The organism is Shewanella benthica KT99, assembly GCF_000172075.1.
Classification (GTDB): domain Bacteria; phylum Pseudomonadota; class Gammaproteobacteria; order Enterobacterales; family Shewanellaceae; genus Shewanella; species Shewanella benthica_A.
Genome location: NZ_ABIC01000023.1, coordinates 1 through 19,350 on the forward strand (window position 1 = coordinate 1; position 19,350 = coordinate 19,350).

Sequence of the window (19,350 nt, forward strand, 5' to 3'; positions counted from 1 at the left end):
AATTTGGCGATGATTTAGTCTAAAAAAGTTGGTTTTATGTTAATTGGGTTCTAGCATTTTTTTGACTGTGTATGAAAAACGGTTACTTCTGCATGGCGCGTCAATATTTGGGCGTTTTTCAAGCGGTGACTCAGGGTCAGCGAGTCACCTTCAAATCTGCTGGCAAGCTCTATGACTTGCGATCAGTGTTTCAAGCGCAAAGACAGGTCGAGTGCATGGATATGCTTGGTTAGCGCACCGACAGAGATGTAGTCGACACCCGTTTTCGAAAAATCGGCGATAGTGTCTAGGGTGACGTTGCCCGATACTTCGAGTTTGGCTTGCTTATCGTCGGCCAGACGCTTATTGATCTCTACCGCTTCGAGCATCATGGTCACGTCGAAGTTATCCAACATGACGATATCCGCTTCCGCTTCCAATGCTTGTTGTAGTTCTAAGATGTTCTCTACTTCTACTTCGACGAGTTTATCTGCGTCTAGCGCTCTGGCCTTAGCGATCGCTTGCGCTATGCCGCCACAAGCCATGATATGGTTTTCCTTGATAAGGAAAGCATCGAACAGGCCGATCCTATGGTTCTTGCCGCCGCCACAGGTGACGGCATATTTCTGCGCGGTGCGTAGGCCTGGAATGGTTTTTCGTGTGTCTAGTAGCTGAGTATTGCTGCCGGCTATCTTATCCACATAATGCTTGGTGAGTGTGGCGACTCCGGACACAAGGTCTGAATGAAGTTCATCGCGGTGCGCTCGCCGGTGAGTATGGCGCGCGCCGGGCCTGAGAGCTCACACAGAACCTGATTGGCGATTAACAGATCACCATCATCTACATGCCAGTGGAGGGCGACTTCACCACCGAGTTGGTTGAAGACCTGCTCAGCCCAAGCTTTGCCACAAAATACCCCCTCTTCACGAGTGATTAAGCTTGCTTGTGCATGCTTGTCTGCTGGGATGAGTTGCGCGGTGATATCTGCATTCGCCTTGTTCTGGCTAGTGATATCCTCCGGGCTATTAACATCATGGCTGGTCGCAGCTTGAATCGGGTATTGATAGCCTAAGTCTTCTTCGAGTGCGGCTTTTACCGCAAGCCTAATATCATTTTCCAACATTATCGGGATCCTTGGTGAGCTTAATTGATAAGCTGATACAACAGGTGAATAATGTAGATTATAAATCGACTGTCATATTTGAGCTACACTTTTCCAAGTTAGCACACCTGTTGCAGATAGAGTGTCAGTTATCTGCAATAAGTTCGATGGGCCTTTGCAGTGAAGGGTCTAACTGGTAAAGTGCTGATAAGACATGACAGGTTTCAGGTTAACTGATTGTTGACAAAAGCTAAACTAATTCCAGGTTTTGAACTTGGCTGGGCCGATGGAGTGAAGCTGTGTGTGTCACCTCATTTTAACGCTAGGCCTGATGATGAGGTCAGCCTGTTAGTGATTCATAATATTAGCCTGCCAGCCGGCTGTTTTGGTACGCCCTATATCGATCAGCTGTTTCAAGGTTGTTTAGATATCGCGGCGGACGCCAGTTTTAACGATCTTAAAGGCCTCGAAGTCTCGGCGCATTACCTTATTCGCCGAGATGGTGAAGTGATTCAGTATGTCTCTTGCGATGAACGTGCCTGGCATGCCGGGGTGTCTAGTTTTCGGGGGCGATCAGGCTGCAATGATTTTGCTGTTGGAATAGAGCTTGAAGGCACAGATAGCCAAGATTATACCGAGCCACAATATCAGCACTTGCTTTGGCTGACGCTTGGCTTGATGGCAAGATACCCCATGTTGAATTTGGATACTATTGTCGGTCATAGCGACATAGCGCCGGGTCGGAAAACCGATCCCGGTGATTGTTTCGATTGGAGCAGGTATAAACGCGAGTTAACCTTGAATCTGAGTAAAAAAGGATGGACTTAATGGCACTGTTTTCTTTATTAGTGGCGATAATGGTTGAGCGATTAAAGTTGCTGCCTAAGTCATGGCAACTCGAATCATTTCTCGATCTCTATTCTGCCAATTTGTTTGGTAAGCAGCAGCTCAACTCAGAAGCCATGATGGCGCTGGCGCTGCTTTTGCCAGCCATTAGCGTTTTGGTGAGCACTTGGGCGGTAAGCGGCCTGCTATGGGGAGGGGTGAGCTTATTTCTTTGGGTCGGCATCTCAATTCTATGCTTTAGTCATCAGAAACAGAGAACGGCTTTTAAGCGATACATGCAGGCGGCTTGCCGAGGCGACTCTCAAGCTTGTTATCATTTTGCCGAAGAGCTCGATTGTAAGCGTGCTATCGAGGCCGTAAGCGAGAGTGATCTAGGCGCTAAGGTGGGCCAAAGCGTCACTTGGCTCAATTATCGTTTTTATGGCGCGGTGGCGCTATATCTTATCTTCTTCGGTCCTGCGGGGGCAGTCTTATACTGTAGCGTGCGTTACTTCGCTGACCTCAGTCATCAGCAATCGCTCGAGTTACCCCTGGTGGATAAAGTGCTGGCACTGTTAGATTGGTTACCGAGCCGCATTTTTTCTTTCGGCTATGTGCTCAGTGGTCAATTCTCTCAAGCCTTTAGCCGTTGGCGCAAGCTGGGCTTAAGTCTGGAGCATAGCGCCAGAGATATAGTGACTCAAGTGGCCTTAGCCGCAGAGCCTAGGCCTGAAGCCTCGGCCACCCCCATTTGTGTCCAGACGACATTGGCATTGCTGCAGTTGAGTAAGCGTAATTTCATTTTACTGTTAACCACGCTTTCCTTGTTGACTATCTTTGGTGTGGTGGCTTAAATACAGCTCACATATCGTGAGTATCCCTGACTCGGGTCACAAACTGGACTTTTAAAATGTGATTTGCTAAAGTGCGCTCAGTCAACTAAATTGGTAAGACCAATTTACAATAGTAGCTGAGGCCAGATGGCTTATAACAAAATAAACCAGCCAAAAATTTCCGATGTCATCATGGGTCAGTTAGAACAGATGATTTTGGAAGGCAGCCTACAGCCGGGTCAGAAGCTGCCTCCTGAGCGTGAACTGGCACTTCAATTTGAAGTCTCCCGTCCCTCGTTACGCGAAGCCATTCAAAAATTAGAAGCTAAAGGCTTGTTGTTGCGCCGCCAAGGCGGTGGCACCTATGTCAAAGAGCAGCTTTGGCAAAGCTTGGCCGATCCCATCGTTGAATTGATGCATAGTGACCCTGAGAGTCAGTATGATCTGCTCGAATTTCGTCATGCCACCGAAGGCATGATGGCTTATTTTGCCGCGCTTCGTGGCACAGATGCCGATATGCAGCATATAAAGCGCACCATCATGGATGTGGAAGCGGCGCAAGAGATTGAGCAGCAAGCGGAAGCCATCGTACATTTCTATCGTGCCATAGCAGAGGCGTCACATAACGTGGCCATGTTGCATCTGGTACTCAGTTTAGCTCCTGTGCTGCATAAGAATGTGGCACAGAACTTGGAACTGCTGAATCGAAGAGAGGAAGCATCCACCAGGGCAAACGAACATAGGCTGGCATTGCTAGCCGCAATCGTTCGCCGTGATCCTGACGCGGCTCGTGAAGCCTCGAATGAGCATTTAAGCTATATCGAGGAAGTGATGTTGACCGTTAGGAAAGAAGATAGTCGATTGCAGCGCAGTCTGCGCCGTTTAAAAAGTGGTAACTAGGCGCTCTTCAATGTGAGAGTCAGCTGGTACCAAACCATATTTTTAATATTTTAAACATCACTAAGTACTGAGGTTTGGTACTTAGTTATTACGTATAGGAAAGGACTGCGAAATGTCTGAACATATGCTACAAGATCTGGATCCATTAGAGACTCAAGAATGGTTATCTGCTCTAGAATCCGTTGTTCGTGAAGAAGGTGTTGAGCGTGCTCAGTATCTACTGGAACAAGTACTGGATAAGGCCCGCTTAGATGGCGTCGATATGGCGACGGGTATTAATACCAACTATATCAATACCATCCCAACCAGCCAAGAGCCAGCATATCCGGGTAATACTACCCTAGAGCGCCGTATTCGTTCTATTATTCGCTGGAACGCGATCATGATCGTGCTTAGAGCTTCTAAGAAAGATCTGGACCTAGGTGGCCATATGGCTTCTTTCCAGTCTTCTGCTGCGTTCTACGAAGTGTGTTTTAACCACTTCTTCCGTGCGCCAAACGATGTTGATGGTGGCGATTTAGTCTATTATCAGGGTCATATCTCTCCGGGTATCTACGCGCGCGCATTCCTTGAGGGGCGCTTAACCGCAGAGCAATTGGATAACTTCCGTCAAGAAGTCGATGGAGAAGGTATCCCTTCATATCCACATCCTAAGTTAATGCCAGAGTTCTGGCAGTTCCCGACCGTCTCTATGGGTCTGGCTCCTATGTCTTCTATCTATCAGGCTCGCTTCCTTAAGTATCTCGATGGCCGCGGCCTTAAAGATACTTCGGCTCAGCGTGTATATGCCTTCCTGGGTGACGGTGAGATGGATGAGCCTGAATCACGCGGTGCGATTTCATTTGCGGCTCGTGAAAAGCTAGATAACCTATGTTTCTTGATTAACTGTAACTTACAGCGCCTCGATGGCCCTGTTATGGGTAACGGCAGCATCATTCAGGAACTTGAAGGCCTGTTTAGAGGCGCTGGTTGGAACGTCGTCAAGGTGATCTGGGGTAACAACTGGGATTCACTGTTAGCCAAAGATACCACCGGCAAGTTAATGCAGCTGATGAATGAGACTGTAGACGGTGATTACCAGACATTTAAGTCAAAAGATGGCGCCTACGTACGTGAGCACTTCTTTGGTAAGTACCCTGAGACGGCGGCGCTGGTTGCTGATATGACAGATGCCGAGATCTTCGCACTTAAGCGTGGTGGTCATGAGTCATCTAAGCTTTATGCGGCATTTAAGAACGCTCAGGATACTAAGGGTAAACCTACCGTGATCTTGGCCAAGACCGTTAAAGGTTATGGCATGGGTGGCGCAGCCGAAGGCAAGAACATAGCGCACCAGGTGAAGAAGATGGACATGAGCCATATACTGCAACTGCGTGACCGTCTAGGTCTTCAGGATCTGCTTACCGATGAGAAGGTTACTGAACTGCCTTACCTTTCTTTAGATGAAGGTTCGGCAGAGCACGAGTACCTGCATGCGCGTCGTGAGGCCCTACATGGTTACACGCCTCAGCGTCTGCCTAACTTCACTAAAGCATTAGAGCTGCCAGAAGTTGAAGATTTTAAGCCCTTGCTCGAAGAGCAGAAGCGTGATATTTCGACCACTATGGCATTTGTTCGCGCGCTAAACATATTGCTTAAGCACAAGGGTGTGAGCAAAAATATCGTGCCTATCATCGCCGATGAGGCGCGTACATTTGGTATGGAAGGCCTATTCCGTCAGATTGGTATCTACAATCCTCAGGGGCAGAACTACACCCCACAAGATCGCGAAATTGTTTCTTACTATAAAGAGGCGACTTCGGGTCAGGTATTGCAGGAAGGTATCAACGAGCTAGGTGCTATGTCTTCATGGGTTGCCGCGGCAACGTCATATAGCACTAACGATCTGCCGATGATCCCATTCTACATCTACTACTCTATGTTTGGTTTTCAGCGTGTTGGCGACATGGCATGGATGGCGGGCGATCAACAGGCGCGTGGCTTCTTGTTAGGTGCTACAGCCGGTCGTACTACCTTGAACGGTGAAGGTCTGCAACACGAAGATGGTCATAGCCATGTTCAGGCGAACACGATTCCAAACTGTATCTCTTACGATCCTACATTCGCCTACGAAGTTGCGATTATCATCCAAGATGGTATGCGTCGCATGTATGGCGATCAGGAAAATGTGTTCTATTACCTGACGCTGATGAATGAAAATTACGCCATGCCAGCCATGCCTGAAGGTGTTGAAGAAGGTATTCGCAAGGGTATCTATAAGCTTGAGTCATACCAAGGTAGTAAGCAGGTTCAGCTGATGAGCTCAGGCACCATCATGAACGAAGTGCGTAAGGCGGCGAAGATTCTCAGTGAAGAATATGATGTTGCATCTGATGTTTACTCGGTCACTTCTTTCAATGAATTAACTCGTGAAGGTCAGGATGTCGAGCGTTATAACATGCTGCATCCAGAAGCTGAGCAGAAGCAAGCCTATATTACTCAAGTCATGGGCACGGCTCCTGCTATTGCGGCCACGGATTACATGAAGAACTACGCCGAACAAGTGCGTGCCTTCATGCCTTCTGAATCATTCAAGGTGTTGGGCACCGATGGTTTCGGTCGCTCTGACAGCCGTGACAACTTACGTCGTCACTTCGAAGTGAACGCCGGCTATGTGGTCGTCGCAGCACTGACTGAATTAGCTAAGCGTGGTGATATTGAAAAATCTGTCGTGGCTCAGGCCATCGCTAAATTCAATATCGACGCAGACAAGATCAACCCGCTATACGCGTAAGAGGCAATACAATATGACAATCGAAATTAATGTACCTGATATTGGTACGGATGAGGTTGAAGTCACCGAGATCCTAGTTAGCGTTGGCGACAGGGTTGAAGAAGAACAATCGCTGATTGCTGTCGAAGGCGATAAAGCCGCGATGGAAGTGCCTGCATCTCAAGCGGGTATAATCAAAGAGATCAGGGTTGCCGTTGGAGATATGGTGGCTACCGATTCATTGATCATGGTTTTCGAAGACGATGCAGCATCGGCTCCAGTAGCCCAAGCTGCGGCCGCTCCTGTGCCAGTAGTGGCAACCGCCGCTCCGGCATCAGTCGAGTTAAAAGAAGTGAACTTGCCTGATATTGGTGACGATGAAGTCGAAGTGACTGCAATCTTAGTCAACCTGGGTGACAGCATCACCGAAGATCAGCCAATCTTAAGTGTCGAAGGTGACAAGGCATCGATGGAAGTGCCGGCTCCTTTCAATGGCGTGTTAAAAGAGATTAACGTTGAGATTGGTGACAAGGTGTCTACCGGTAGTCTAGTGTTGGTGTTCGAAGTCGCGGGTGCATCTGCTGCGCCAGCAACTCCTGCCCCAGTAGCTGCTGCGGTTGCCGCCGTTGCAAGTGTACTCGAAGTCACACTTCCCGATATCGGTGACGATGAAGTCGAAGTGACTGCAATCTTAGTCAACCTAGGTGACAGCATCACCGAGGAACAGCCAATCTTAAGCGTCGAAGGTGACAAGGCTTCGATGGAAGTACCGGCTTCATTTGCTGGCGTGTTAAAAGAGATTAAAGTTGAGATCGGTGACAAGGTTTCTACTGGCTCGTTAGTCATGATCTTCGAAGCGCTTGGCCAAGCGCCTGCTGCAGCACCAGTAGCTGCACCAGTTCAAGCATCTGCTCCGCTTGCTCCTGCTTCTGTAGCGGCATCTGCAGCTAAACCGGCTAAGACAGACTTCGTTGACAATGAAGCCTATGCCCATGCATCTCCTGTGATCCGCCGCATGGCTCGTGAACTTGGTGTTAACCTGGCTAACGTCAAAGGCACGGGTCGTAAGAGCCGCGTCATTAAAGAAGACGTGCAGAACTACATCAAGGCTGCGATTAAGCAAGTTGAATCGGGTAACATTAAAGCTGCCGCTGGTGGCAACGAGCTTAACTTACTGGCATGGCCAAAGATCGATTTCAGCAAGTTTGGTGAGACCGAAGTTAAGCCCTTATCTCGAATTCAGAAGCTCTCTGGTGCTAACCTACACAGAAACTGGGTGAAGATCCCCCATGTTACTCAGTGGGATAATGCGGATATCACCGAACTCGAAGTATTCCGTAAGGCGCAAAATGCGGCGGAAGCTAAGAAAGATTCAGGCATGAAGATCACCCCCTTGGTGTTTATCATGAAGGCGGTTGCTAAGGCTCTCGAAGTGTTCCCTACGTTCAACTCATCTCTGTCACAAGACGGTGAGAGTTTGATCATGAAGAAGTACGTCAATATCGGTATTGCCGTCGATACGCCAAATGGTCTGGTTGTCCCTGTTTTCAAAGATGTGAACAAGAAGGGCATCCATGAGTTATCAGACGAGTTAAAGCTGATCTCTAAGAAGGCGCGTGGCGGTAAGTTAACGTCTGCAGATATGCAAGGTGGTTGTTTCACTATCTCTAGTCTAGGTGGCATAGGTGGCACGGCATTTACACCTATCGTTAATGCACCTGAAGTGGCAATTCTTGGGGTGTCTAAGTCTGAGATGAAGCCGGTATGGAATGGTAAAGATTTCGAGCCTCGCTTGATGTTACCTCTATCACTGTCTTACGATCATAGGGTCGTGGATGGCGCCGAAGGTGCACGTTTCATCAGCTATTTAAACAGCTGCTTATCAGATATTCGTACCTTAGTGCTGTAAAAAATGGGCTGCTTATTACAAGCAGCCTTTTATACCCAAACTACTTCAAAATGCAGGATTCAGCATGTCGAGAAGTGACAGAGTTCAAGGCATGAAAGAGTAGGACTAGTTATTCTAATCCGAACTTTCATAACGCAGAAAAATGTTGCTTCTCGCCTTGCCCTGCGGGAGCTCCCGTAGAATAGCTGCACTGCGTTAGTGATATCGACAAGGGAATAACCATTCTCTCAATCACTGCCTTGTTCAGCTATCCTACGGGGGCTCTGAAACGAGCACCTTGAGGTAGCTTGGGTATATATAGTAAATGTATGATTGTGATCGGTATCAAACAAAGGTTAAAATACGGCCACCTTACAAGATTTGGCAACGTTTTATTCTTGCGCTACTCGTTAGTGTAAGAAAATGAAAAGAATAGAGGAAATCATGAGCAACGAAATCAAAACTCAGGTAGTGGTATTAGGCTCTGGCCCTGCTGGCTATTCGGCGGCATTCCGTGCGGCTGACTTAGGACTAGAGACGGTCATCATCGAACGCTTCAGCACGCTTGGCGGTGTTTGTCTGAACGTAGGTTGTATCCCATCGAAGGCACTGCTACACGTATCTAAAGTGATCGAAGAGGCGAAAGCCATTGCCGATCACGGTGTGGTTTTTGGCGAGCCAAAGATCGATTTGGACAAGCTACGTGGTTTCAAGAATTCGGTTATCAGCCAGTTGACCAGCGGATTGGGCGGCATGTCCAAGATGCGTAAAGTCGATGTGGTTAATGGTTTCGGCAAGTTTACCGGCCCTAACACTATCGAAGTTGTTGGTGAAGATGGCGTTAAAGTGGTTCATTTCGAGCAGGCTATTATCGCCGCAGGCTCTCGTCCTATCGAATTGCCATTCATTCCACATGCAGATCCACGTGTTTGGGATTCTACCGATGCGCTAGAGCTTAAAGAAGTTCCGGGCAAGCTACTCATCATGGGCGGCGGCATCATAGGTCTTGAGATGGCTACTGTGTACGCTTCTCTGGGTAGTCAAATCGACGTGGTTGAGATGCTAGATCAACTGATCCCGGCAGCAGACAAGGATATCGTGCGTATCTACACAAAGAAGGTTAAGAACAAGTTTAACCTTATGATGCAGACTAAGGTAACAGCCGTAGAAGCCAAAGATGATGGCATCTATGTGACGATGGAAGGCAAGAAGGCACCGGCAGAAGCCGTGCGTTACGATGCCGTGCTAGTGGCAATCGGTCGTGCACCAAATGGTAAGTCGCTTGATGCCGAGAAAGCCGGAATTAATGTCGATGAGCGTGGCTTCATCAATGTCGATAAGCAGATGCGTACCAATGTCGCTAACATCTTCGCTATCGGTGATATCGTCGGTCAGCCTATGCTGGCGCATAAAGGCGTGCATGAAGGCCATGTGGCAGCAGAAGTTATCTCAGGCTTGAAGCACTTCTTCGATCCTAAGGCGATTCCTTCGATTGCCTATACTGACCCTGAAGTCGCTTGGGTGGGGCTAACCGAGAAGGAAGCTAAAGAGCAAGGTATCGCCTACGAGACAGCAAGTTTCCCTTGGGCCGCCAGTGGCCGTGCAATCGCTTCAGATTGTAGCGATGGTATGACTAAGCTGATTTTCGATAAAGAGACTCACAGAGTCATAGGTGGTGCTATCGTCGGTGTTAACGGCGGTGAGCTTCTTGGTGAGATAGGCTTGGCGATCGAGATGGGTTGTGATGCAGAAGATTTGGCATTGACGATTCATGCGCACCCAACCTTACATGAGTCTGTAGGCCTAGCGGCTGAAATCTACGAAGGTTCGATCACAGATTTGCCCAACCCTAAGGCAAAAAAGAAGAAAAAGTAATATTTGCTTCGGATCATGAAAAGGCGCTCATTTGAGCGTCTTTTTTTATGCTTTGAATACGAAATTAAAATCAATGTTAATATTAGCTTTAATTAACTGATACATTTTAAGTAAGTTTTGTAACCTTGACTCCTTAATCAAATTATATGAATAGTGTAAATCGCTAATGCCATTAACTAAAATTATAAAAATCATCTTTTTATGCCTATTCATCAGCACTTGCCTGACTCCCGTCGCTGCAAATGATTTTGTTATGCGTGTCTTTGGAGAAGCTGAAGGCTTGGAAAACGGCACAATAAACGATATTAGCTTCGACTCCCATGGTTTCGTGTGGGTGGCCACTGAGCAAGGGATATTTCGATTAAGTAACTCTAAGATAAGGCGCATCGATAAAGAAGCGTTCGACCTCAGGCTTTCCGGTGAATATATCAATATGGTTAAGCCGCTGAGCGAACAGCATCTGCTGGTCAGTAATTATTCAGATACTTATCTGTACGATATGTTGCTGAATAAGTTCACTCGTTTCGGTAGCGAGTCACTTTTTCCTGGCTATAAGGGCGGTGGGATTATCGCTCAAGTGAAGCTGGCTGATCATTATATCTTGCTGAGCCTAGAGGGTGAATTACTCCAATATTCCTACGAAAAAACCTCACTCGAACGGATCAATTTCCTCCCCACTAATGCAGATATACCTTGGAGGAATTTAGTCGCTTTAGATGATGGCCGCATCATAGTAGGCACCGCATATGAGTTACAGCTGAGAGATAGCCAAGGTTTGAGAATCGCTGTATTTCCCCTGGGGAGAGGAAAATGGCTTGATGAAGCAGTTATTTAAAGATTCTCAGGGGCGAATTTGGCTGAGCTCGAGTGAAGGAGTATATAGAGTCTATGCCACCAATATAGCCGAAGATAACGAGGGCGTTTTTTGGATCTCTGGCAGAATGGGATTGATCCAATGGAAGCCGGGTGACACTGAATATTTTCTATATAAAGAGCAGCTTAAACAAGATGCAGACATGGATTATATCTATGATATTGAAATAGATGATTCTGGATTTATTTGGGTCGGAGGCGCCGGAGAGGGGCTGGCCATAGTCACCAGCGAGCCAGACTTTTTGCTCGATACCTTTACCGCTGCGTCACCATACTCCATGAGTAATGAGATGATTTTGGGGATCTATGGAGAGGGGGGCGTGTGTGGTTTGGTACCGATAATGGCTTGTTATTGATAGATAAACTCGCTCACACATCTAGCTTGTTATTCCCTCAAGGTTTAGAGGTTAACGATAGTATTTATAGTGTTGAGAGTCTGGACGCCGCGCATCTTTTATTAGGGACTACCCATGGTCTGTTTGTGGTGAACAAAGCGACTTTTACAGCCCAAAGGTTCGCACACTGGACTCATGGCGACAACTCACTGGAACATAAGATAGTTTATGCCACTTATAATGATCCCTTAATTCAAGGTCGCTGGTGGTTTATGACCTCCACAGGCTTATATTTCTGGGAGCCCGGTCTTTTCAATCCTCAACATATGCCGGTTTTCATCGGCGGGCTCAACCCGAGAGTGGTAGATATTAGATCGGTGCTCAGGGACGAGTCTGGAAAGCTGTGGCTAGGTGGCAGCGAGTTGTTTGGCTATCTGGATCATGCTGGTGGATTTCATTCAAAACTCGACAACTTGAGCGATGGCAGCGGTGAAATGGCAATCAACTACATCGAACGAGTCGACTCGGATACATTTTGGCTGGGAACATCACCAAAAGGTTTGATCGAATACTCACGCGATACGGGAGAGGCCAGGGAATTAAATAAACAGTGGAAAATTGATTGTACATACGTCTATTTTATTCAGGATACAGCCGAACACAGGTTAATTGGCTGCCCCAAGTCGCTGCTGAGATATGCCAAATCGACAGGGGATATCATGGTCGTGGGTCATGACGATGGCTTGTTGGGGGATGAACTCAATGATGGTGCATTCTTCTATGATCCTCGTGAGGGACTCTATGTCGGCACGCCAGATGGCGCTATGCTGCTCGATGTCGACCGTTTATCTAATCGAATTCAGCGCGACGGTGTGTTTCTGGAAGCGGTATCTGTTTACTATGATGATGGAGTTCAAACCGATCTTATCCCCCAAGATGAAAAAATTATAAAACCCGGGGCAAGGATGATCAGCTTTCAGATAACCAGCCTGGATTATCTCGATGATACGCCCATGACTCTGCAGTATCGCCTCAGGCGAGAAGGAGAAATGACCCAAGCTAAATATTTACTTCTCGATGGTCAGTCTCAGCTCAACATAACTGGCCTGCAATCCGGACAGTATGCCTTAGATATCCTGAGTCAGCAGAATGGGATCTGGTCTGCCAAACCCTACAGGTTTAGCTTTTTCGTGAAGCAATATTGGTGGCAGATGACCTGGGTTAAGAGCCTGTTGCTATTCACCCTATTGTGTATCTGTGTCGGAATTATCTTGTATCGCCAGAGGCAGGTTAAGGCATTTAAACGGATCAACACGGCCTTGGTCGAGAGCGAAGAGAGGCTCAGGCAGTCTCTGAAAGGCAGTAATTCTGAACTGTGGGAATGGCGGCAAGATTCTCAGATGTTTAGCCTGGAGAATCAGTGGGCAGAGAAAGAGGATGACAGAGGCAATATAATACTCAGGTTAGAGGGTTTTCCCATTCATAGGGAAGACCGAGATCAGGTTCTCAATGCTTGGGAGAGTATGCTTAAAGGTTCGAGCGACCGTTTCGATGTCGAATATCGCCATCGCCGCGAGGATAAGAGCTGGGGATGGACCAGAGTCAGCGGGCGACCGGTCGAGGTGAATGCAGAGTCGGGTCGTATATTAAGGGTTGCGGGTATTTATTCAGATATCACCCTACAGCGTCAGCTCGAAGACGATGTAAAACTGCTGGCCCAGGCATTCGGTAACACCTCCGAAGGCGTGTTGATTATGGATGCGGCGGAGCGAATTAAGGTGTCTAATAAAGCGGCTCAAACCATAGTGGGAGCATCGGATAAGCAGCTAAATGGTAAGTTTTTCTCTGAGCTAATCTTAGTTAAAGAAGGTCGAGCGGATGAAATTGTTCACCTATTGCAGCAGGGGGTTAGCTGGACAGGCGAGAGAGAGTTCCTCCGTGAACAAGGCGGCCCATGCCCGGTTTGGCTTAACGTCTCTGCCATGTTGGGAAGTAAGGGCAATATTACCCACTATGTTGCCGTATTTTCCGACATTACCGAGCGTAAACGTACCGAAGCCGATCTCAGGCGCCTGGCTAATTATGATGTGCTCACGGGTCTGCCAAACCGCTCTCTATTTTCTACTCGGTTAGCTCAGTCGATACATAGTGCCGAGCACAGTGGTGAAAAACTCGCATTGATATTTCTCGACCTGGATAGATTTAAACACGTCAATGACTCATATGGTCATAGCATGGGCGATGCCTTGTTGGTCGAGGCCGCCAATCGTCTACAGTCTTGTATCACAGAAGAGCATACCTTATGCCGTTTTGGTGGCGATGAATTCGTGATCTTATTAAGAGATGCCTCAAATTTAGATACGATAAATCATATCTGTGCTCAATTGCTCGAGCAGATAAAGACACCATTCGAACTCTATGGTCGTGAGTTTTTTATCTCTACCAGCATAGGCGTGAGCTTATGGCCCGATGATGCCAGGCAAGCTGAGGTGTTGATCAAAAATGCCGATCAGGCCATGTATCATGCGAAAGAGGAAGGTCGTGGTAACTTTCAGTACTTCTCTTCCGAACGTAATTTAGAGGCCTTGTACCATCTTAGATTAGAAGCCGAGCTGCGTAAGGCAATAGAGAGAGATGAGTTTGAGCTTCATTACCAGCCTCAGGTCGATATTCTCAAGGGGGATAAGCTGATCGGCATGGAGGCGCTATTGAGATGGCGTCACCATGAAGATGGCCTAGTCCGTACCGATATCTTTATCAAGGTGGCAGAGTCTTGTGGCTTGATTGTCGATATCGATCGTTGGGTGTTACGTCAGGCCTGCCTACAAGGTGTTATCTGGTCCCAGTCCTATGATGAGATTTTTAAATTGTCGGTGAACATCTCGGCAGTCCATTTTCGCCAAGCTGATTTTATTGAAGGTGTTAAAAAAATCTTAGCAGAAACCGGGCTAGATCCACACTTGCTGGGTTTCGAAATTACCGAAGGCGTGTTGATGAAAGAGTTGGATACTGCTAAGGAGCATCTACGAGAACTCAGGGTGCTTGGGATAGAGGTGGCTATCGATGATTTTGGTACCGGTTATTCCTCATTAGCCTATTTACGCCATTTCGATGTGGATACCTTAAAAATTGATCGCTCATTCCTTGTCGATATCGCCACCAATGAAGCCGACCAAGCCATAGCCAGTAGTATCATTGAGCTTGCTCGGAACCTAAAGTTAAACGTCGTTGCCGAAGGTGTGGAGACCAAGGAGCAGCTGGAGCAGATCTTTAGCCGTGGTTGTTATGTGATCCAAGGATATTATTTCTCCAAGCCCTTAATTTTCAGGTAATTTTTTGCTCATATTTCACTCGGCTTTGCTAGGCTTTTGTTAGAATAACTGCGCCAAGTGTAACCAATAATTAAAGAAATTAAATATGATACGTTTACTCAGCTTATTTCTCATGCTCTCTGTCAGTTTTTCGGTCTTCGCCGACGAGGTGCGTCCTAAAATTGGCCTGGTTCTGAGTGGCGGCGGGGCTAAAGGTGCCGCTCATATTGGTGTCCTTAAAATATTGGAAGAGAATCATATTCCTGTCGATTATATTGCAGGAACCAGTATAGGCGCCTATGTCGCCGGCATGTACGCTCTTGGTTACAGCGCCACAGAAATTGAGAAGATCATGCTCAATGAGACCTGGTCAGACGGCTATTCAGACACTATTCCAAGGCAGTCCTTGAGTTATCGTGATAAGCAGCAGAGAGACAGGTTCAACCTTCCGCTCAATATGGGCTATAGCGATGATGAAGTTAAAGTGCCTAATGGCCTGCTACGAGGGCAGACCATGTCTCAGTTGTTGCAACGCTCAACTGGCTTAGTCAATCAATTTGGCCATTTCGATGAGCTTGCCATCCCCTATCGCGCCGTGGCGACAGATCTGGCAACAAGCAAGGCTGTGGTTATTGCAAATGGCAGCATAGTTAAGGCGATGCAGGCATCGGCGACGGTACCCGGTGCCCTTCAGCCCGTGGAGTATGAGGGGAAGCTGCTAATCGATGGCGGTATCGGCAATAATATGCCCGTTGACGTCGTCAAAGCCATGGGTGCAGACATCATCATAGCCGTGGATATTGGTTCATCCTTGGTGAAGAAAGAGGAGTTAACCAGTACTATTGCCGTGCTCAATCAGCTCTCAACCATGCTGACTAATGCCAGTACAGAGCGGCAGAAGTTACTATTAACGCAAGACGATATTCTTATTCGTCCCGATGTGGGAGAGATGAGTACCACAGATTTCACCATCATGCCTGAGGCTTTCTCATTGGGTCAACAGGCGGCGCTTGAGCACTTGATCAGTCTACGAGGTCTCAGTATCAGCGACGAATCCTATCGAGCCTATGTCGCCAAAAAGAAACAATTGAGCCGTCAATGGCTCGATGATATCGATCATCCCATCGTTAATATTGTGTTCAACAATGAGTCGAAAGTCAGTGAATCTCTACTGAGAGAGACCTTAGGTATTGAGGAGGGGGAGGTCGTCACTCAAGAGAGGCTGGCAGAGGGAGTCGCCGCTATTTACTCGCTGGATAAATTTGAGCGCGTCAATGCAGAGTTTATCGACACCGACCAAGGCAGAATATTAACCCTCAATACCCGTGCAAAATCTTGGGGACCTAACTATTTTCAGCTGGGCTTTAGCTGGGAAGATGACTTCTCCTTAGACTCTGCCGTTTCATTCGATCTGGCTTATACCTTGACCGATTTGACCGATACTGGCGGCGAATGGCGCAATGAGCTCAAGTTAGGCTATGAAAAATTGATCTCTACCGAGTTTTATCAGCCTTTAGATTATGACCAGGCCTTCTATAGCAGAGCTAAACTGAGCTACGAGATTAAAGATTGGGAGTTCTTCGATGCCAACTCCAGAAGACTTGAGCTTAAGCAGAAGCAGTACCGCGCCGATGTCGGAATTGGCTATAACTATGTTAAGGAGGGCATGATTGAACTCGGTGTCATCGGCGAGACAGGATATTTGGATAATGGATTTTTTATCGAGGATTTAGCATACCATTCATATGGTGGATATTTCAAGTTTGGCTATGACGATCTCAATAGCATCAACTTTCCTACATCTGGAAATCGATTGACCTTAGATGTTTACTATCGCAGAGAAGACAATCCAAGTGTCTTCTTCGAAGAGTTAGCTGAGCAAAAGGAGAATTCACTGCAAATTGAACTGGATTGGCGCGGCGCCTTGAGTATGGGTAATCACGCGTTTGTCGGCATAGCATCACTGGCAACCGTCAGTAAAGATGAAGGGTTTAGCGTACATGTGTCTGAACTGGGTGGATTCTTGAATCTCTCCGGTTACCATAAAAATGCCTTGGTTGGACCGCATAAGATTTTCGGTGCATTCGTGTATCAATATGATTTAGGAAGGGATGTGTTGGGCATGACTGATTACCCTCTCTATTTGGGAGCGAGTATCGAGGCGGGTAATGTCTGGCAGTTAAGAGATCAAGTGGATCTGGATGACCTCATCTATTCCGGCAGCCTGTATTTTGGCACCGATACCAGCATGGGGCCCGCGGCAATAGGTTTCGGTTGGGCGGATGATGGAGAGAAGGCCCTATTCCTGTTCTTAGGCAAGAATTGGTAACTTGCGCCTCGTTATGTAGATTAATAACAGGTTACAAATAATGGCTACTGTGTTAAATCCTACGATGCTAGTCTGGCACGGGATAAGTTATAGCAGGCTTGAAGATAGCAGGCCGCTATTATCAAAAGCATAAACCGGGGATAAAAATGAATAGAGTAAGTAAATTGGCACTAGGCATAGCGTTAAGCTTAAGTTTGGCAGCATGTAGCAGTAACGAACCTGCGACACCTGTAGTACAGCAAGCCGCCAAGGTGTCTGGTGTTGAGAAGGCAAACTTCGATAACTCAGTTCGCCATCAAGACGACTTCTACTATAGTGTTAATGGACATTGGCTTGCCAACACGCCTATCCCTGCGGATAAGTCTAACTATGGTGCCTTCTCTGTGCTCTATGAACGGAGCCAGTATGCGCTGAAAAAAATCATCGATGATGCGGTGGCTAAACCCAATAAAGCCGAGGGCTCCAGTGAGCAGAAAGTCGGTGATTTTTATGCCAGTTACATGAATACCGATGTCATCGAAAAACTTGGCATCAGCCCTTTAAGCGATCAACTTGGGGATATCGCGCTGGCAAAAGATCATGACGATATCGCTAGTCTTATGGGAAGATTGCTGGTCAGTGGTGTGCAGATCCCTTTCGGTTTCTACGTTAATAATGATGCTAAGAATTCGACTCAATATGCGGTTTATCTGTATCAGTCAGGCCTCAGCCTGCCGGATCGTGATTATTACCTTAAAGATGATGATAAGTTTGTTGCCAATCGAGCCGCCTTGAATGCCTATGTTGCAGATATCATGATCCAGGCCGGCAGTAAAGATGCTGAGCGAGTCGCGGACAGTGTCGCTAAGATTGAGAAGCATATTGCCCAGAGTCAGTGGAGTCGTGTCGAGTCCCGTGATGCCAATAAAAGCTATAACAAGATGGATAGGGCCGAGCTACAGTCTAAGGTGACTAACTTCGACTTCGTCCAGTTCGCCGCCAGTGCTAATCTCGATAAGGTTACCGAGGTGATCGTGCGTCAACCTTCCTATTTCGAGAAGTTCGGTGCCGAGTTCACTCATTTCTCCGTGATCCAGTGGCAAGACTATCTGGCTTTTCATCTGGTAGACAGCTATGCCGAATTACTGAGTCAAAACTTCGTCGATCTTTACTTCGATTTTCACAGTAAAACCTTGATGGGTATCGAAGAACAGAAGCCGCGTTGGAAGCGGGCTGTGGATGCGTCGGATCAGGTGATCGGTGAGCTTGTAGGTAAAGAATACGTTAAGCAGCACTTTAAACCTGAAGCGAAACAGAGAATGGAAGGCTTGATCCAAGACTTGATTAAAGGCTTCGAGGTCAGCATTGACGAACTCGAATGGATGTCCCCCGAGACTAAGGTCGCGGCGCAAGAGAAACTCGCTAAGTTCACCTATAAGATAGGTTATCCGGATAAGTGGAAAGACTACACAGATCTCAAGATTAAAGCGGATCAGCTGGTGGGTAACTATCAAGGTTATGCCGAGTTCGAGTATAAGACCATGCTCGACAAACTGGGTAAGCCGATCGATCGCACCGAGTGGCACATGACACCGCAGACGGTAAATGCTTACTATAATCCTGTGATGAATGAAATCGTGTTCCCAGCCGCTATCCTACAGCCTCCTTTTTTCAATATGGATGCCGATGACGCGGTCAATTTTGGTGGCATAGGCGCGGTTATTGGTCATGAGATCAGCCATGGTTTCGATGATCAAGGTGCTAAGTATGATGGAGATGGCAATCTGAGAGACTGGTGGACCGATGCCGATCGCGCCGAATTCCAGCAGCGTGCGGCCCAACTTTCGGCCCAATATGCGGCTTATGAGGCCCTACCGGGGAAATATGTTAACGGTGACTTGACTCTGGGTGAGAATATTGGCGATCTGGGTGGTTTGACCGTTGCGGCTCGTGCTTATCATCTGAGCCTAGATGGTAAAAAATCACCGGTTATCGATGGCTTAACCGGCGAGCAGCGCTTATTTATCGGTTGGTCTCAGGTGTGGCGTCGTAACTATCGTGACGAGGAGTTGGGTCGTCGCCTGATGACAGATTCTCACTCACCGAGTCACTTCCGTGCCATGGGCACACCGCGTAACATACCGGCATTTTATCAGGCCTTCGATGTGAAAGAGGGTGATAAGATGTTCTTAGCCCCGGAAGAACGCGTCAAGATCTGGTAATAGATCTGCTAGGTATCTCTATCGATACTTACTCGGAACGGTATAAGCCTACTAAATATGTGCTCTATCGGCGAGAGTTCAAAACATCTTAGACAAAGTCTATATATTGCTCCTCGGTAACGGCTCCTGAGTCACGGCAAGATCATT

11 protein-coding genes and 1 pseudogene are annotated in these 19,350 nt (G+C 47.4%); 11 read left to right on the forward strand and 1 reads right to left on the reverse strand.

All coding sequences use genetic code 11. The features are described from left to right. Positions 1-182: 182 nt before the first annotated feature. Positions 183-1,102, reverse strand: a pseudogene (gene nadC, locus KT99_RS11660) (carboxylating nicotinate-nucleotide diphosphorylase). Positions 1,103-1,321: 219 nt separating this feature from the next. Here nadC and ampD point away from each other — a divergent pair. The 11 genes from ampD (at position 1,322) to KT99_RS11705 (ending at position 19,203) form a co-directional block, all read left to right on the forward strand. Further along, positions 1,322-1,909, forward strand: coding sequence for a 1,6-anhydro-N-acetylmuramyl-L-alanine amidase AmpD (gene ampD, locus KT99_RS11665; protein WP_100067658.1), 588 nt, complete (start codon positions 1,322-1,324; stop codon positions 1,907-1,909). Further along, positions 1,909-2,760 (forward strand): beta-lactamase regulator AmpE, encoded by an 852-nt coding sequence (ampE, locus tag KT99_RS11670; RefSeq protein ID WP_005500225.1) that lies wholly within the window; start codon positions 1,909-1,911, stop codon positions 2,758-2,760. Before ampD ends, ampE begins: the two co-directional genes overlap by 1 nt. 126 nt (positions 2,761-2,886) lie before the next feature. Next, a complete protein-coding gene (gene pdhR, locus KT99_RS11675) occupies positions 2,887-3,639 on the forward strand; it encodes a pyruvate dehydrogenase complex transcriptional repressor PdhR (protein WP_005500227.1) in 753 nt (250 codons plus the stop codon). Positions 3,640-3,751: 112 nt separating this feature from the next. Beyond that, a complete protein-coding gene (aceE, locus tag KT99_RS11680) occupies positions 3,752-6,412 on the forward strand; it encodes a pyruvate dehydrogenase (acetyl-transferring), homodimeric type (protein WP_005500232.1) in 2,661 nt (886 codons plus the stop codon). Between the two features lie 13 nt (positions 6,413-6,425). Further along, a complete protein-coding gene (gene aceF / locus KT99_RS11685; protein WP_005500234.1) occupies positions 6,426-8,300 on the forward strand; it encodes a pyruvate dehydrogenase complex dihydrolipoyllysine-residue acetyltransferase in 1,875 nt (624 codons plus the stop codon). A gap of 423 nt (positions 8,301-8,723) precedes the next feature. Continuing rightward, complete coding sequence (lpdA, locus tag KT99_RS11690) at positions 8,724-10,154, forward strand: dihydrolipoyl dehydrogenase (protein WP_040571917.1); 1,431 nt, start codon at positions 8,724-8,726, stop codon at positions 10,152-10,154. Positions 10,155-10,407: 253 nt separating this feature from the next. Further along, on the forward strand, positions 10,408-10,989 hold the full coding sequence (locus KT99_RS23715; protein WP_005500245.1) for a two-component regulator propeller domain-containing protein: 582 nt from the start codon (positions 10,408-10,410) through the stop codon (positions 10,987-10,989). Further along, positions 10,973-11,383, forward strand: coding sequence for a hypothetical protein (locus tag KT99_RS23720; protein ID WP_005500247.1), 411 nt, complete (start codon positions 10,973-10,975; stop codon positions 11,381-11,383). Before KT99_RS23715 ends, KT99_RS23720 begins: the two co-directional genes overlap by 17 nt. Then, a complete protein-coding gene (locus KT99_RS11695) occupies positions 11,350-14,694 on the forward strand; it encodes an EAL domain-containing protein (RefSeq protein ID WP_332370244.1) in 3,345 nt (1,114 codons plus the stop codon). Before KT99_RS23720 ends, KT99_RS11695 begins: the two co-directional genes overlap by 34 nt. 85 nt (positions 14,695-14,779) lie before the next feature. Then, positions 14,780-17,002, forward strand: coding sequence for a patatin-like phospholipase family protein (locus tag KT99_RS11700; RefSeq protein WP_005500250.1), 2,223 nt, complete (start codon positions 14,780-14,782; stop codon positions 17,000-17,002). A 146-nt stretch (positions 17,003-17,148) separates the two neighbouring features. Further along, the gene (locus KT99_RS11705; protein WP_005500252.1) at positions 17,149-19,203 is read left to right on the forward strand and encodes a M13 family metallopeptidase; all 2,055 of its coding nucleotides are present in this window, start codon (positions 17,149-17,151) and stop codon (positions 19,201-19,203) included. Positions 19,204-19,350: the final 147 nt, after the last annotated feature.

What these genes read in the sequence shown, in the direction of transcription:
- KT99_RS23715 (WP_005500245.1), top strand. Translation starts at nt 10,408, where the DNA reads ATGCGTGTCTTTGGAGAAGCTGAAGGCTTGGAAAACGGCACAATAAAC.
- KT99_RS23720 (WP_005500247.1), top strand. Translation starts at nt 10,973, where the DNA reads ATGAAGCAGTTATTTAAAGATTCTCAGGGGCGAATTTGGCTGAGCTCG.
- KT99_RS11705 (WP_005500252.1), top strand. Translation starts at nt 17,149, where the DNA reads ATGAATAGAGTAAGTAAATTGGCACTAGGCATAGCGTTAAGCTTAAGT.
- pdhR (WP_005500227.1), top strand. Translation starts at nt 2,887, where the DNA reads ATGGCTTATAACAAAATAAACCAGCCAAAAATTTCCGATGTCATCATG.
- ampE (WP_005500225.1), top strand. Translation starts at nt 1,909, where the DNA reads ATGGCACTGTTTTCTTTATTAGTGGCGATAATGGTTGAGCGATTAAAG.
- KT99_RS11700 (WP_005500250.1), top strand. Translation starts at nt 14,780, where the DNA reads ATGATACGTTTACTCAGCTTATTTCTCATGCTCTCTGTCAGTTTTTCG.
- aceF (WP_005500234.1), top strand. Translation starts at nt 6,426, where the DNA reads ATGACAATCGAAATTAATGTACCTGATATTGGTACGGATGAGGTTGAA.
- aceE (WP_005500232.1), top strand. Translation starts at nt 3,752, where the DNA reads ATGTCTGAACATATGCTACAAGATCTGGATCCATTAGAGACTCAAGAA.
- lpdA (WP_040571917.1), top strand. Translation starts at nt 8,724, where the DNA reads ATGAGCAACGAAATCAAAACTCAGGTAGTGGTATTAGGCTCTGGCCCT.